The sequence below is a fragment of the Dyadobacter sp. HNCC25DJ187 genome (assembly GCF_056895255.1).
The window spans coordinates 51,977-66,523 of record NZ_JBXHAT010000002.1 but is presented as its reverse complement, the minus strand read 5'-3'; the positions used below and the strand labels follow the sequence as shown (position 1 = coordinate 66,523).

General features: G+C 44.0%; 13 protein-coding genes. 10 read left to right on the top strand and 3 right to left on the bottom strand.

The window, feature by feature from the left end; all coding sequences use genetic code 11:
• The first annotated feature begins 82 nt into the window (after positions 1–82).
• Entirely contained in the window at positions 83–1,795 is a 1,713-nt protein-coding gene (locus AC1XUE_RS11310; RefSeq protein WP_483356085.1) for a helix-hairpin-helix domain-containing protein, read from the top strand.
• 31 nt (positions 1,796–1,826) lie between these two features.
• Here the strand turns inward: AC1XUE_RS11310 and AC1XUE_RS11305 are convergent, their stop codons facing one another.
• Positions 1,827–2,330 (bottom strand): DUF7678 domain-containing protein, encoded by a 504-nt coding sequence (locus AC1XUE_RS11305; RefSeq protein ID WP_483356084.1) that lies wholly within the window; start codon positions 2,328–2,330, stop codon positions 1,827–1,829.
• A 273-nt stretch (positions 2,331–2,603) separates the two neighbouring features.
• On the opposite strand from AC1XUE_RS11305, the gene AC1XUE_RS11300 reads away from it, so the two are divergent.
• The 3 genes from AC1XUE_RS11300 to AC1XUE_RS11290 all read left to right on the top strand — a co-directional run bounded on the left by AC1XUE_RS11300 (position 2,604) and on the right by AC1XUE_RS11290 (position 4,273).
• Complete coding sequence (locus AC1XUE_RS11300; RefSeq protein ID WP_483356083.1) at positions 2,604–2,819, top strand: histidine kinase; 216 nt, start codon at positions 2,604–2,606, stop codon at positions 2,817–2,819.
• A 274-nt stretch (positions 2,820–3,093) separates the two neighbouring features.
• The gene (locus tag AC1XUE_RS11295) at positions 3,094–3,321 is read left to right on the top strand and encodes a hypothetical protein (RefSeq protein WP_483356082.1); all 228 of its coding nucleotides are present in this window, start codon (positions 3,094–3,096) and stop codon (positions 3,319–3,321) included.
• Positions 3,322–3,682: 361 nt separating this feature from the next.
• Positions 3,683–4,273 carry a hypothetical protein gene (locus AC1XUE_RS11290; protein ID WP_483356081.1) on the top strand — a complete coding sequence of 197 codons (591 nt, stop codon included), beginning with the start codon at positions 3,683–3,685 and terminating at the stop codon, positions 4,271–4,273.
• A 341-nt stretch (positions 4,274–4,614) separates the two neighbouring features.
• On the opposite strand, the gene AC1XUE_RS11285 is transcribed toward AC1XUE_RS11290, so the two are convergent.
• Both AC1XUE_RS11285 and AC1XUE_RS11280 read right to left on the bottom strand, forming a co-directional pair.
• Positions 4,615–5,058 carry a DUF3299 domain-containing protein gene (locus AC1XUE_RS11285; RefSeq protein WP_483356080.1) on the bottom strand — a complete coding sequence of 148 codons (444 nt, stop codon included), beginning with the start codon at positions 5,056–5,058 and terminating at the stop codon, positions 4,615–4,617.
• An 8-nt stretch (positions 5,059–5,066) separates the two neighbouring features.
• Positions 5,067–5,471 carry a hypothetical protein gene (locus AC1XUE_RS11280; RefSeq protein ID WP_483356079.1) on the bottom strand — a complete coding sequence of 135 codons (405 nt, stop codon included), beginning with the start codon at positions 5,469–5,471 and terminating at the stop codon, positions 5,067–5,069.
• Between the two features lie 78 nt (positions 5,472–5,549).
• On the opposite strand from AC1XUE_RS11280, the gene AC1XUE_RS11275 reads away from it, so the two are divergent.
• The 6 genes from AC1XUE_RS11275 (at position 5,550) to AC1XUE_RS11250 (ending at position 14,539) form a co-directional block, all read left to right on the top strand.
• Positions 5,550–6,113: a hypothetical protein gene (locus AC1XUE_RS11275; protein WP_483356078.1), complete on the top strand. Its 564-nt coding sequence runs from the start codon at positions 5,550–5,552 to the stop codon at positions 6,111–6,113.
• Positions 6,114–6,467: 354 nt separating this feature from the next.
• Positions 6,468–9,524: a SusC/RagA family TonB-linked outer membrane protein gene (locus AC1XUE_RS11270; protein WP_483356077.1), complete on the top strand. Its 3,057-nt coding sequence runs from the start codon at positions 6,468–6,470 to the stop codon at positions 9,522–9,524.
• 11 nt (positions 9,525–9,535) lie between these two features.
• Positions 9,536–10,867 carry a RagB/SusD family nutrient uptake outer membrane protein gene (locus AC1XUE_RS11265; RefSeq protein ID WP_483356076.1) on the top strand — a complete coding sequence of 444 codons (1,332 nt, stop codon included), beginning with the start codon at positions 9,536–9,538 and terminating at the stop codon, positions 10,865–10,867.
• Between the two features lie 19 nt (positions 10,868–10,886).
• Entirely contained in the window at positions 10,887–12,260 is a 1,374-nt protein-coding gene (locus AC1XUE_RS11260) for a DoxX family protein (protein ID WP_483356075.1), read from the top strand.
• Between the two features lie 25 nt (positions 12,261–12,285).
• On the top strand, positions 12,286–13,956 hold the full coding sequence (locus AC1XUE_RS11255; RefSeq protein WP_483356074.1) for a hypothetical protein: 1,671 nt from the start codon (positions 12,286–12,288) through the stop codon (positions 13,954–13,956).
• Positions 13,937–14,539: a c-type cytochrome gene (locus AC1XUE_RS11250; RefSeq protein WP_483356073.1), complete on the top strand. Its 603-nt coding sequence runs from the start codon at positions 13,937–13,939 to the stop codon at positions 14,537–14,539. The genes AC1XUE_RS11255 and AC1XUE_RS11250 overlap by 20 nt, the downstream gene beginning before the upstream one ends.
• The last annotated feature ends 8 nt before the right edge of the window (positions 14,540–14,547 follow it).

Here is a 14,547-nt window from a genome sequence, read left to right as displayed (position 1 = left end):
GAACTGGTCAGATTAATACTGTTCTCTATTGCGCTTTCGCCTCCAAAACTCGTAATTCGCGTATCATTATTATTACTTCCGTATGAGCAATTCCGAAATCGTAGAAATATTTGAACTCACCACCAAACTGCTGGAGCTTCATGGTGCTGATCCAAACAGGATTAAAACATATGGTGTTGCAGCCTTTTATCTGGATAAGTACAAGGATGGCGAACTGCAATTTATGAGTCAGGATGAGCTTACCAAACTGCAGGGTGTTGGAAAAAGTACGGCTGGAAAGATCATTGAAATTGTACGGACCGGCACCTTTCCGGAACTGGATGAACTGCTTAACAACACGCCTCCCGGTGTGATGGAGATGTTCAATATTAAAGGGATTGGACCAAAGAAAATTGCTGTGCTCTGGAAAGAACTCGGTATTGATAACCTGCATGAACTGGAACTGGCATGCCTGAACGGAACAGTATCCAAAGTCAAGGGTTTTGGAGGAAGTACGCAACAGAAAATCCTCGACTCCCTTGCTTTCATTAAAGACCAGGCTGGTAAACTCAGAATGGATAAAGCAGAATTGGTGGCGCAGAAGATCACGAATGCTTTACAGCAAAGTTTTCAGCAGGTAGAAATAGCGGGAGATATAAGACGCCGTTCTGAAATTGTGAATGCAATCGTAATCCTGGTGAAAGCAGAATCTCCCATGAAGTTGCAGGAAGTACTGAAAACTACAGATTGGTTGGTTCAGGATGAAAAAAAATCTTCGCCTTTTGTATGGAAAGGTCAGGTTAAAGATGTTGCTGTTCAGGTTGAAATTGTTGCAGTGAGGCCGGAGCGGATGGTTAATGAGCTGTTTCTTGAATCGGCTGGTCAGGATCATCTGGGCTATGCAACAACGGCTGGCAGCACCATCTGGAAACATGCCTATTTTGGAGCTGTTGATAGCGAAGAGGCAATTTACAGGAGTGCGGAATTACCATACATTGTTCCTGAAATGCGGGAAGGAGGAGCTGAGTTCGGGTGGGTGCAGAATCATACCTTCGATCAACTCATTACCTGGGACGATCTGAAAGGGATTATTCATAACCACAGTACCTATTCAGATGGACAGGATACACTCGAACAGATGGCATTGTATTGCCGTGAATTGGGTTTTGAATACCTTGGTATAGCGGATCATTCGCAAACAGCTACTTATGCGCAAGGGTTGAAGGTCGAAGATGTAATACGTCAGCATGAAGAAATTACGCGCTTGAATGCCAGATTTGTTTCTGAAAATCCTTCTAATCCATTTAAAATTCTGAAAGGAATTGAATCAGATATTTTAGGTGACGGTTCGCTGGACTACCCACAGGAGGTGCTGGCAAGTTTCGATTACATTGTGGCGTCTGTTCACAGCAATCTGAGTATGTCGATTGAAAAAGCAACCAGCAGACTTATTAAAGCTATCGAAAATCCATATACAACTATATTGGGGCATCCAACAGGGCGTTTGTTGCTTTCACGTGAAGGTTACCCGATCGATCATAAGGCAGTAATAGATGCCTGCGCTGCGAATAAGGTAGTAATGGAAATCAATGCATCTCCCTGGCGGCTGGATCTGGATTGGCGGTGGATTGACTACTGTCTGGAAAAAGGGGTAATGCTCAGTATCAATCCCGATGCGCATGCAAGGGAGGGATATCTGGATATGCATTATGGTGTGGCTGTTGCCAGAAAAGGTGGCCTTACTAAAGAAATGACTTTCAATGCGCTTTCACTTAAAGAAATAGAGGAGTATCTGGGAAAAAAGCTGGAAAGGTAAGGATCTGTAAGAAGAATATTTATGGAACGGGCTATTTGATAGCCCGTTCTTTTGTTTTTACGTCTGATCGCTGTTTGAGTAAAGCCATGACGCTGTTAAAGTACGGCTCGGCAATAATGCTCGGTTTGATATCCCAGCCGCGATCGAAGTTAACAATACAGGAACCGATAAAACTACCGGTACTCTCCATCATTTTTGGATCCCAGATAGAAAGCTTGGAAATACGCCCTTTATCGATGGCAATTTTTGCAGGTATCTTAAGTATTAAAGCCGAAAATTGGTATTTGTCAACTTCTCCGGAAACCCACACAGCACCTTTGATATTTTCAGCTGGTATGGATTCTTTTATTTTTGCCGCTATTTCATTGGCTGTCGGAGCAACAAATTCTATTTTCTGCTTTGATAAATATTCGTCAATGGCTCTGTTTACGTGTTCAACCGGATCAAGTCCGTCAAACTCGCTGAGTTCATTTAGCTTTTTGCTTTGTGTAACCGTAAGGCTCACACTTTTCCTAAGTCTTTTTTGCTGTATCACATTTATCCATATTGAGCCAATTTCAAAAGTACACAGCTTCAAAAAGTATCAAAAACTTAGCGGAGTATTTATGGCCTTGAGGGTAAAATTTGGATTTATTCTTAGTACAGATACACGTTAGTGATTTCCGGAAATGCTAAGAAGTTGTATTATCTAATTGATAATCATGTGTTTAGTTATTTCAGGAGTTTTCGATTATACAAGCTGCACTTTTATATATCTCCACGTATTCATTAGTATGTACCATGTGATCATGTTTTCGCCGGTAATTTCATGGTGGAATCTGATTTGATACGAGGGTTTAGCCTGATTTCGAAAAGTGTGCTCAATAGCGTATATGCATTGACGGAAGAAGACAGCCTCAGAGCGGCACAGATTGTACAACAACTGTCAGTGATGCGCTGCGATCTGTATGAAACTTCAGAGACAAAGGTGCCGTTGGATAAAGAGCTGGATTTCATTAAAACTATGTGGGTCTTGACCAGCTGAGAACGTCGACACGACTTACATTGGAATCCAGTTTTCCATCGGAAGGTGTTCATTCCGCTTTTCACCCTGATCACTTTTGTTAGAATTCCATTTGAGCATGGAGTGTCATCGACAGCCAATAACCATTTTGATCTTCGAAATCGCGATTTGTGCTAGTATAAATGCTATAGAAATTAGTAATGATTCTATTTTTTGGAGCCTAAAATTTAGAATTGTAACTACTTATTTACTACATTTATCTCTCAAAATTTTTATCATCTAACCTAATCGTGAAATGATCATTTCTCCACAAACCTTTGTAACGCAAGCAACTGAGCACAATTTCAAAGAAGTTATCTTATTAAAGGGGCTACATCTTTGGATTGGAAATATTAATAACAGACCATCGATTTATCTCACCAATGGCTTAAAAGGGAAGGTGGTCGTTTGGTACTACAACTGTTTAAAGGCCAGGAGTGAAGACTACGACCGACTTAGAAAAGTCTGGATGTCAGCTCAGTGAATCAAGGTATTTGGTTTGATCCGATAACCGGTATCCTCTTACTACTGTCCTAGAGCATCAACATTGTATACACCCATCTTAGCATCTTTCAAATTATAGCAGATGGGGGCTGTTTCCATGACCAGTATATCTTCATTCCATTTTTGGCAATGTAAACCATTTTGGAATCTGAGGGGAGCTCCGTACATAATTGCACTATAAGACTTACGCCGAATTACTGATAGGATATCAACCTGAAAATAAGAAGTTTTTCAATAATGTGTCGGTAGAGCTAGTTTTGAGCCTGAAAATAAATGTTGTTGAGTTGTGTATCCTTTTGGATAATATTGCGTCTTTAAAACATAACAATTAAACATGAGTTATGAAAAAATACGTATTCTCGTTTATTGCAGTTTTGGGTCTATTCGCGTTCTCCGCTACATCTTATGCCCAGGGCCTATCGGTAGAAAGTTTGCTGGATCAAGCCGTTTCACTTTCTCAAAAAGGTGATCATACGGGTGTTTCAGACGCGTTAAAATTGGGCAGTACAGCCTTAGAAAAAGAAGCAAATACTTCGGGCGGCGACCTTAAATCCAAATTACTTGGTAAAGCTGGTGATTTGAAGTCGTTAATACCACTGGCCTCTACCGGTAAACTTTCATCCGGAGTACTGGGTAAAGCAGTGAATGCGGTGAAAATGCTGATCGGAGCTAATCGTATCAGCAGTTTACTTGGAAAAGGTGAGTCTGGTCTGTTGGGTAATGCCGCAAGTTTGACCAGCAATTTGGGTTTGATCAAGGCAGGTTCATCTATTCTGGGTGGCAGTACACAGAGTTCTCTTACAAGTTTACTTGGCGATGCCAGTAAAAGTGTGAAGGGATTAGATAAAGGCGGCGTTGCAGGAAAGTTGGCAGCAACCGCTTCCTCCAAACAACTGGGTAGCATAGTTAAACTAGTTGGTTCTGCACTTTAAAATTTGGCATCAGTTATATTCTGTGGGGCTGTCTGAGTAATTCGGACAGCCCTGGTTTTATTTCAGAATTTCAGAAACACATTGAGTTTTTTGGCATACATGTTACCATCCGCAATTAGATATTTGTCGAGACGGAGCTGACCCTTTTGTAATGTAAACATCGTAAAAATGATTGATACAGAAACATTGATGGATGTAATAGAATTCAGAAAAAGTTCAATTAGGATTTTTATATTAGCAAAATAGACTTAGCTTGTATCCAATAGTCTCGTCTAACTTTTAGCCTTTGTTTATGCTTTTGAACTACCCGTCAGGGGATTGAAATTCGATGAGTCGACTGTTTATTCGGCAAGTTCGGCATTGGTCAGGATATAGTTCAGATGCTCTACATCAGTCGGATTCAAAATCAGCTTTCCCCGTACAGTTCTGACGTCATCCGTTTTAAATCTTTGTTTCCGGTTTTTAAGTTGCAATTCGATAATAGATTCCGGACCTGCTCCGCCGCAAAAGAAACACATCGCCATCGGTTTGGCAGAGATTACATAGATATTGTTCTCTTCGTCGACTGGGATCATATAGCCTCGTATTTGTACTTGTTTGCCTTTCAGAGATTGTACCGAAGGCCCGAAAGTGGGATAAAGAAAATACATACTCAATTCGGAATTGAGCTTTCTTGTGAGCTTGACGTCCGTGAGTCTTTTCCAGTCAATAGCAACAGGCGGCGTGCCGGACAGCATTCCGTAAGCAAGAATAACTGAGCCGATCAGATGTGTAATTGATTGCATAACAATAGTCATAACTTTAAGTCATTGAATGATTTTTCCAGTTCACGTATGGCGGTATGCGCGTTTTGCTGGTATTCCAGCATGGATTCATCCGTCATTGAAGGAGCCGGTTTATGATGATGATGATGTCCTCCACTATGGTCGTGTTCATGCTCAAATCCGGGAACTTCGATCATGGATTCTTCCCACAATTCCACAAGGTTGCTCAGACTGTCAAGCATTCTAAGCCTGGGAGAATCCCGCGTGGCCGTTTTAGCCGAATCCAATTGATTTTCCAGACGATGATGGATTTCTGCGGCCTGTAAATGAACGCGGTTGGCTTCCGAGAGTATGTCACTTTTGTCTTGTTGTGATGAACAGGCGAAGGTGGCGATGACAAAAAACAGGATAAATATCTTTCCGATGGTTTTCATAAACAATGAACTTCTTTAAATGCAACAATGTTGCAAATAATATAAAAATGATTGAAATAAACAATTCTGTTTAAGCTTATGTTTAACCGCACCATTTATTCTTTTTCGTTTTCCGTTCTGATAAGTTCTTTACATATAGGATGTTGTGTTCTTCCTCTTTTCTCGGTAGCTATCGGTTCTTCTTCCGGTTTTCAGATCCTTAGTCAGTACAAACCACTGATTACCACATTTCAGGTGATGCTATTAATGTATATTCTGGTAAGCCTGTTGAGTCATTACACAGGTATCCGGGTTTACCATAGCCTCAGGAGTTTGCTGATGGGTAAGTTGAGCCTCGCGGTGGTAGCGGCAGGGCTCCTGATTGGATATACCGAACCATTCAAAACTGAAAATCAGCGACTGGCAGAACAGCAGTTCAAAATGTTTCAGACACACAGGCAGATGACCCTGCTGATTTCCGGTGAATTTGACCAGGCAGCACTCAAAGGTGAGCTTTCGGAAGTGAACGGGATCAAATCAAAGCGGATTGCATTCAGCAGAGATTCTGTTCAGCTTACCTATAGCAGCGAGCTTACAAGCAGACAGCAAATTATGGCGCATCTGAGAAAGAAGGGCTATGAAGTTACAGATAAAATAAGGTAATGCGCCGTAGCACTGAGAACGGTGGTCAATGACAGCAAAAAGAAAACATAAAAATGGCTGGCAGCTGTGTCAGTCATTTTTTATGCTTTTTATAAAATGATATTTGTCATTTTGATTTTAATAACTTTACTTTGTCTATTAGTTAAGTAGAGTTAAAAATGTTATAAAAACTGAACCCCTGATGAAGTTACTTATCCCCACGAATTGTTGTCTTCGCTGTTGTTGCTGATTTGTCCTGTCCCGGCAACTTAAAATCCCGTAGTAAAGAAACCGCTCTGCCGGTTACCGATCTGGAACATCGGTAGGACAGAGCGGAAGTTGATCTAATCGTCCAAAATTAAATCTGACAAATGTATGCATTTTACTCCTAAGGAGTCAACATCCGTTGTGCGGATACTGACCCCCGTCAAAATTATTCTAACCTCACTATTTATTTTTTTTCTTACAGTAGCCGACAGTGCATTTGCTGAAGTAATTTCTGTGAAGGGAAAAGTTTCAGACAATGCCGGAGAAGGTATCCCGGGCGTAAGTATTGTGGTGAAGGGAACTTCCCGCGGTACACTCACCAATGAATCAGGTAGTTATGAAATAAATGTAGACCAGCCCGGTGCAGTGCTGGTCGTTTCTTATGTAGGCTATGTAACCCGGGAGGTGAAAGTGGGTATTCAATCTACGCTGGATATTAAACTATCAGCGGATCAGCATCAGCTTAGCGAAGTAGTGGTTGTAGGATATGGAACGCAGGAAAGAAAAAATCTGATCGGCTCTATTGCGAAGGTGGATCCGACTGATGTTAAAAGCATTCCGGTTGGTAGTTTCGATGCCCAGCTACAGGGAAAAGTGCCCGGCGTACAGATCACATCCAACACAGGTGTACCCGGGGAGACGGTCACAGTCAGGGTGCGTGGGGCGACATCTATCAATGCAGATAATGATCCATTGTATGTGGTTGATGGCGTGTTTATCAATAGCAACAGCTTGCAAACGGTCGGTACCGGAGGTAAGGCAACTTCCCCGATTGCAGATATTAATCCTGCAGACATCGAAAGTCTTGAAATACTGAAAGATGCCGAAGCAACGGCATTGTACGGATCCCGTGGAGCCAATGGTGTTATTCTGATTACGACTAAAAGAGGTAAGTTCAACCAGAAGGCGAGAGTAAACCTGAACGTATCACACGGTATAGCGAAAGCTGCGAAATTGTGGGAACTGACAACAGGACCTGAACATGCGCAGCTGGTGAATGAATGGTGGATTAACACAGGAAAGGACACGCCATCATTGAACAGAACTGAAGCAAACCGGCCATTTCGTCCGGTCTCAGAAGGCGGACGCGGCCTACCTTCGGAGCAGCAAACCTACGATAGGCTGAATCAGGTTTTCAGAACGGCCAGTTTGAAAAACTACGATCTTTCTGTAGCTGGCGGAACAGCTACAACCAAATATTACCTTGGTGCAGGCTACAGCGGCCAGGAGTCGATTCTAAGGCCTATAGATTTCAACCGTGCCAGTTTGAAATTCAATCTGGATCAGAAAATATCTGATAAGGTGCAGGTTGGTGTCAGCAATACTTTTTCCAGAACTTTCAGAAACCAGGCCAGAGCCGGAGACGGACCAGCTGGTGGACTTCTGCAGGCAGCATTGCACACTCCGACCTATTTATCTCCATACAATGAAAACGGCGAGCTTGTAGGGCGTGCGGGTTTTGATAACGTGGATCTGCTGCTTCAGCATTATGATGTGAAAGCAGTAAGTTTGAGGTATATCGGGAATTTGTACGCTGAAGCGGATCTGCTTCCAAACCTGAAGCTGAGATCGAGCTGGTCTTTGGACTTTAATAACTATGATGAAAATGAATACTGGAATACATTCCTGATATCAGGTAGTCCGAATGGTCTGGCGACAGCAGCCAATACACAGGCTACAACGTGGATCAATGAACAGACACTTTCTTATCGCAAGAAATTCGGCACACGGCACACCCTGGGTGTTCTGATTGGTAATACGATTCAAAGTAATATCATCACCGGTACCTCTTCTACCGGCAGGGGATTTGCCAATAACGCGTTCACACTGGTCTCTTCGGCAGCTACCACAACCGGATCTTCATCCTGGTCAAAGAATAATTTGTCTTCTTTCTTTTCCAGAATTGACTACAACTATGCCGGACGTTATCTGATTGATTTCAGTATCCGTGCAGACGGATCCTCCAGCTTCGGGGCGGATAATCGCTGGGGTTACTTTCCTTCGGTTGGAGGTGCATGGCGCGTAAAGCAGGAGAATTTCCTGAAAGACGTCAGCTTTTTGAGCGACCTTAAGATTAGAGTAAGCTACGGTGTTACCGGTAACCAAAACGGATTGGGGAGCTTTGCAGCACTCGGTCTTTGGAGTGGCGGTTCATCTTACCAGGGTGGTGCAGGTATCGCTCCTCAGCAGCTAGGAAACCCCAACCTGAAATGGGAGAGAACCAACCAGTTTAACATTGGAACCGACATATCGTTCTTCAATGAGCGGCTTGGTGTGGAGTTTAATGTTTACAGCAAAAACACAAGCAACGGTCTGCTTTCATTGGCTTTGCCGGGAACAACCGGGTTTGCAACCTACCGAAGCAACGCTGCCGAGATCAGCAATAAAGGTTTCGAGCTGGCGATTCATTCGGTCAATTTTCAGGGAAAAGATTTCACCTGGAATACCAGCTTTAATATCTCTCAAAACAAAAACAAGATTGAGCGTCTGGAAAACCCGCTTGAATATGGAAGCCGTAGCCTGATTCTTCAGCAGCAGGGCAATCCGCTTTATTCATTCTGGGTATACAAACAATTATATGTAGATCCTCAAACCGGAAATACAGTCTATGAGGACGTAAATGGCGATGGCAGAATCACGATTGCTGACCGTCAGATTGTGGGTAGTATCTGGCCTAAGTTCTTCGGAGGATTGACCAACAATTTCACCTACAAAGGTTTCGATGTGAATGCTTTCCTTGCTTTTTCATATGGCAATAAAGTATATAACCACAACAAGTTCTTCGGCGAAGGAGGTGGAGCAAGAGATGCAGCAAGGATTATTTTTGCAAGTAATAACGACCGCTGGCAGCAGCCGGGCGATATCACTGATGTCCCCCGTCCCGATGGAGTGAATGTAAATAACTACCGCGACGGTGGTAGCCGTTGGCTGGAAGATGGCTCATTTTTAAGACTTCGCTCGCTGACGATAGGCTACACGGTGCCGGTAAGAAAAATCACTGCGCTACGATTGTATGTAACAGGAGCTAATCTTTTCACACTCACCAAATACACTGGGCTCGATCCCGAATCTAGTTCAAGCAGCGGACAGAATGAGCAAGGAATAGACTTGGGTACGCCGCCTCAGCCACGCAGTGTTCAGGTTGGTATAAACATCACTTTGTAATCGAATTTTGCATGAAAGTATTCAAATATTTTATAGCCACAACCCTGACACTTTCTCTGGCATCCTGCGGGAATTTTCTGGAGGTGGAACCAAGGGCATCTATTTCTGACCAGCAGACCATTGTCGACAAAGTTTCCTCGGAAACCGCCATACGCGGAGCTTATGACTCGTTCAGAAGTTATTACAGCGTTAATTTACAGTCGATCGGATATTTGTCGGGAGATAACATCCAGTGGACAGGCTCCCAATCTCAGGTGCAGGAGTTTATCAATCATAATGTCAATGCTGAGAACTCTACGATCTCCAGTGTCTGGAGTGGTATTTACACGACTTTGAACCGCATTAACCATGTCATCGACAAGGTTCCAACAGTATCTGATCCGCTGCTGACAGATGCTCTGAAAAATCAGATTATCGGCGAAGCCTATTTTCTGCGTTCTCTTGCCTATTTTGATCTTGCACGTATATGGGGTGGAGTTCCGATTATTACCAAGCCTACACTCTCTCCCCAGGACAACCGCGGTATAGCGAGGGCAAGTCAGGCTGAGGTGTACGCGCAGGTGATTGCCGATTTGGAGCAGGCTGAAACATTATTGCCTTCTACTACAGACCGCTTCAGAGCAACGAGAAAAACAGTGTGGGCGCTGAAAGCAAGGTACTATCTCTATCAGAACAATTATGTAAAAGCAGCGGAGTTTGCAGATAAAGTAATTGCCGATGCGGGTTATAAACTTGTGAAGCCTTACAATGCGTTTTTTGCCAATGATGCCAGAGGTACGGAGGAATCTGTATTTGAGATTTTTTATAGCATCAACGAAACCAATGCACACCGCGGACAATGGCAGCCCCAACAAAACGGAGGGACGCGCCAGTGGGCACCAAATGATGCATTTGTTGCTTTGGTAAATAATCCGGCTATCGGTGGAACGAGAAGCGCGCTGGTGGCAAAAGACAATCAAAATCGCTGGTACGGGAATCTGTATTACCGAAGCCCTGCCACTGACCCGACTTTCGTAATCCGCATTGCAGAGCTGTATCTGATTCGTGCTGAGGCACGTGCCAATACGGGCAATACTACCGGAGCCATATCCGATCTGAACGCGGTTCGTGAACGTTCGGGAATTGCCAGTGTAACGCCATCAGGCAAAGATGCCATTCTATTGGCTATTGAAAATGAGCGCCGCATTGAGTTTGCTCTGGAACCTCACCGCTGGTTCGATCTGGTAAGAACGGGGCGCGCTGCCGCTGTTCTGAACATTTCTGATCCCAACAAGCTTTTGCTTCCGATTCCTGCTGAGCAGCTGCTGGCTGATAAAGCTTTGAAACAAAATCCTGGCTACTGAACCACATAACAATATAGCTATGTCAACTACAATTGATCAGAAAGTTCGGGATACCCGCTCTGCTACACTGGCAGAAGCCGGCTCTTGGGCGGCGCTTGAAAAAGCGTCTTTTAGAATAGCTTTTATCTATTTTGTTATTCAGTCTGTTCCGTTGGACTGGAAATACTACAGAGACTTGTTTACGATTAACTGGCTGAACCCCGGTTACGGGGATATTTTCCGTTTGGCCAGGTATTCTCCACGCTTTTTTGACGGGCCTGATACTTTTGCCAACTGGTTGGTGGTGCTGGTAATTGCAGTCGCAGGTGGTATCTTTTGGGGAACCCGCGACAAAGAAAGTCAGGAATACAACAAACTTTATTATTGGCTAAGAGTGATTGTTCGCTACCGCCTGGCTGTCGGGCTGATCGCTTACGGATTTATCAAGTTTTTTCCGTTGCAGTCACCTTTTCCGTCTATCAGTAATCTTAATACGGCATACGGAGATTTGTCGGCATGGAAACTGTTTGCACTTAGCCTTGGTGTGGTGCCCGACTACCAGTCTTTTCTGGGCGCGGTGGAAATTCTGGGCGGCTTGCTTTTGCTTCACAGAAGAACGACAACTATTGCTACGCTGATTATCATTCCGTTTACAGGCAATGTTTTTATTTCCAATCTGGCTTACGAAGGTGGCGAGTATGTTTATAGTTTTTATCTGATCGTGCTGGCTTTGTTTCTTTTTGCTTTCGATGCCAAAAGACTCTACAGTGTGCTTTCTCTGGAACAGCCTACAGCTCCCAACCGTTTTAATCCCACATTCACCACCGAATGGCAGAAATATGGCCGACTTGTTTTGAAAGCAGGCTTTGTATTCATTTTTGTTTTCCTCTATGGAGTGAAGACTTACGCAGGTTACCGCCAGAGTCCTTACCATTATCCGCAAAAACCAGGGATTGAAAATACAGCTGGTCTATATAATGTGAGAGAATTTTCTGTAAACGGTCAGCAGTTGCCCTACTCGCCGCTGGATTCGGTAAGATGGAAAGATGTGGTATTCGAAAAATGGGCAACCATCAGTGTACGTTCCGGTGATCCTGAAAAAATAGATCAGGCGTTGGAGGAACAGATTCACGCTGAAGACGAGAAACGCAATTTTGAGCAGGCAGGCGCAGGTGGCCGACACTATTATTCCTACACATTTGATCAAGCTGGCCGGAAGTTGACGCTTACCAATAAGGTTGCTCCTTCAGATCAACTGATTTTAAACCTCAGCCGCCCCGATTCCTCGACCATTCTTCTGTCTGGCGTTAATGCAAAACGTGATTCAATTCATGTGGTTTTGGACAAAGTGCAGAAAAAATATCTGTTCGAAGAAGTTAAAAAGGTAGGACGCAGAGGAGAATTCAAGCTTTAATAGTCACGATATCATTTTCAATAATATGTCAACTATCAACATCAATGAAGGAGCGGGTGTTCTGGAAACACCACCCGGACAGGTCGCATCTGATAATAGCCAATCGGTAGCCAACGGGCGCGTATGGTCTGAGTTTGAAAAAATAGCTTTTCGTATAGCTTTTTTGTTTTTCATCAGCATGTCGCTTCCGAATAGTCCGGAGTGGTATAAAAATCTCTTTGAACTTGATTGGGCGCATCTGCATTACCGGGATCTGTACGATGTGGCGCGCTTTGGAAGCGGTCTGGACTGGTTCGGGAGAACCATTTTTGGAAGTCCTCTTAACGGTTATGCTACGTGGATCATCACATTTCTTGTTTCTATTGCCGGCGGACTGGTGTGGACGGGCATTGCAAAGCTTAAAAAACCTGAAGTGGCACAGTACAACCTGCTTTACTATTGGCTTCGTGTGGTGGTCAGATACCGTGCCGGGATCGGTATCATTGGTTTTGGTTTTACCAAACTATTGCCCACTCAAATGCCTTACCCATCTCTTGGTTTGCTGAATACCAATTTCGGAGATTTCACTTTACAGAAAATCTACTGGCTTTCGATAGGGATCGTTCCCTGGTATCAGGTATTTGCCGGTGTAGTGGAGCTGGCGGCAGGGATCTTGCTGTTTTTCAGAGGTACTACCACATTAGGGGCTATTCTGCTTTTGGGCGCGTTGGGCGACATCGTGTATGTAAACTTTGCCTATGATGGCGGTGTACATGTGTACAGTTCGTACTTTGTTTTGCTGGCTGCATTTCTATTGCTGAAAGATATTCCTGCTTTGTACAAACTTTTGGTACTGGAAAAATTTACTGTTCCGTACAAATTCTATCCATCCTTTCCCAAAGCCTGGCAGCGTTACGTGCGTTATGGATTGAAGGCTGGTGTGATCGGTTTGTTTGTATTCTTCCTTTTCTATCTTCAGTACATCAACTTCAGATATGATCCTTACAAACAACCGGCAACCGCAGGTGTAAAGTCGCTTCGGGGAAATTACGAAGTAGCAGAGTTTAAGATCAACAATCAGGAAATAGCTTATTCGCCTACAGATACGCTTCGCTGGCAATGGGCCACTTTTGAAAACTGGACCACGCTCACATTTAAAGTCAATAAACCTACAGCACTTGATCTTTCCAATGGCGGAGGCTCTCCGATGCGCGATGTGGAGCGGACTTTTGAACTTACCGGTACCGGTGGGGGCCAGCGCGTTTTTCATTATTATGCTGATACGATCCAACACGTACTCTACCTGCGTGACAAATATAACCGTGGCGGGTATCGCGATGGCATTGGAGCGGGTCCTCAGGGACAGAGCCAGGGAACAGGACAGCGTGATACAGCGGTTCGTAAAGGCGAAGGTGGTCAAAAAGAAAAAACCCAAGATAACAACTGGATCAGCAAAGAGGCATGGGCGAATATCGGAGATGAGAACCGCATGATCGACCCGAGGGGAGCTTCAACCCGCCGTGATCGTGAGTTCGCTGGCAAAGCGCGGAAAGACAAACGTAACAAGCTGACATTAAGCTATACAACCACAGATGGTTCTCAGGTGATTCTGAAAGGAATAAACGAAAAGAAAGATTCTCTCTATGTGGTGTTGAACCGCGTTGAAAGACCTTATTTATTGTCAAAAAGTACTTTGAATGCTGGTAAATACGATTAAGCCGTTTCTGCTCGCAGCAGCGTCAGCGACATTTCTGGCTACCGTTCCTCATACTGATCCCGGATCCGTGTCATTTGAAACAAGGCGGACTGATACCTTACACTATCCGGAACGTTTTGGGTTTGGAAAACCTGTATCTGCTGAAAAGATTGCTGCCATTGATATAGATGTCCGTCCCGACGGAAAAGGGCTTCCGGCCGGTAAAGGCAATGCGGTAATTGGCAAGCAAATTTATGCTGTTAAATGCAGTGCTTGTCACGGAGCATCCGGTACTGAGGGACCTAATGACAGGCTCGTGCTGGGCGATACCACTTCTGCAAAAAACAGCAGAGCAAAAACAATTGGTAATTACTGGCCCTATGCAACTACCGTATTTGATTATGTGCGCAGAGCCATGCCATTTAACCAGCCCGGCTCATTAACTGATCAAGAGGTATACAGTCTCACGGCTTATTTGCTACATGCGAATGGCCTGATCAGCGAAAAGACTGAGTTGAATGCCAGTACACTTCCGAAAATAGTGATGCCGGCAAAGAAGTATTTTGTGCCTGACGACAGGGAAGATGGTCCGGTAGTTAAGTAATTTTTATA

What these genes read in the sequence shown, in the direction of transcription:
- AC1XUE_RS11310 (WP_483356085.1), top strand. Translation starts at nt 83, where the DNA reads ATGAGCAATTCCGAAATCGTAGAAATATTTGAACTCACCACCAAACTG.
- AC1XUE_RS11300 (WP_483356083.1), top strand. Translation starts at nt 2,604, where the DNA reads ATGGTGGAATCTGATTTGATACGAGGGTTTAGCCTGATTTCGAAAAGT.
- AC1XUE_RS11295 (WP_483356082.1), top strand. Translation starts at nt 3,094, where the DNA reads ATGATCATTTCTCCACAAACCTTTGTAACGCAAGCAACTGAGCACAAT.
- AC1XUE_RS11290 (WP_483356081.1), top strand. Translation starts at nt 3,683, where the DNA reads ATGAAAAAATACGTATTCTCGTTTATTGCAGTTTTGGGTCTATTCGCG.
- AC1XUE_RS11285 (WP_483356080.1), bottom strand. Translation starts at nt 5,058, where the DNA reads ATGCAATCAATTACACATCTGATCGGCTCAGTTATTCTTGCTTACGGA.
- AC1XUE_RS11280 (WP_483356079.1), bottom strand. Translation starts at nt 5,471, where the DNA reads ATGAAAACCATCGGAAAGATATTTATCCTGTTTTTTGTCATCGCCACC.
- AC1XUE_RS11275 (WP_483356078.1), top strand. Translation starts at nt 5,550, where the DNA reads ATGTTTAACCGCACCATTTATTCTTTTTCGTTTTCCGTTCTGATAAGT.
- AC1XUE_RS11270 (WP_483356077.1), top strand. Translation starts at nt 6,468, where the DNA reads ATGCATTTTACTCCTAAGGAGTCAACATCCGTTGTGCGGATACTGACC.
- AC1XUE_RS11265 (WP_483356076.1), top strand. Translation starts at nt 9,536, where the DNA reads ATGAAAGTATTCAAATATTTTATAGCCACAACCCTGACACTTTCTCTG.
- AC1XUE_RS11260 (WP_483356075.1), top strand. Translation starts at nt 10,887, where the DNA reads ATGTCAACTACAATTGATCAGAAAGTTCGGGATACCCGCTCTGCTACA.
- AC1XUE_RS11255 (WP_483356074.1), top strand. Translation starts at nt 12,286, where the DNA reads ATGTCAACTATCAACATCAATGAAGGAGCGGGTGTTCTGGAAACACCA.
- AC1XUE_RS11250 (WP_483356073.1), top strand. Translation starts at nt 13,937, where the DNA reads ATGCTGGTAAATACGATTAAGCCGTTTCTGCTCGCAGCAGCGTCAGCG.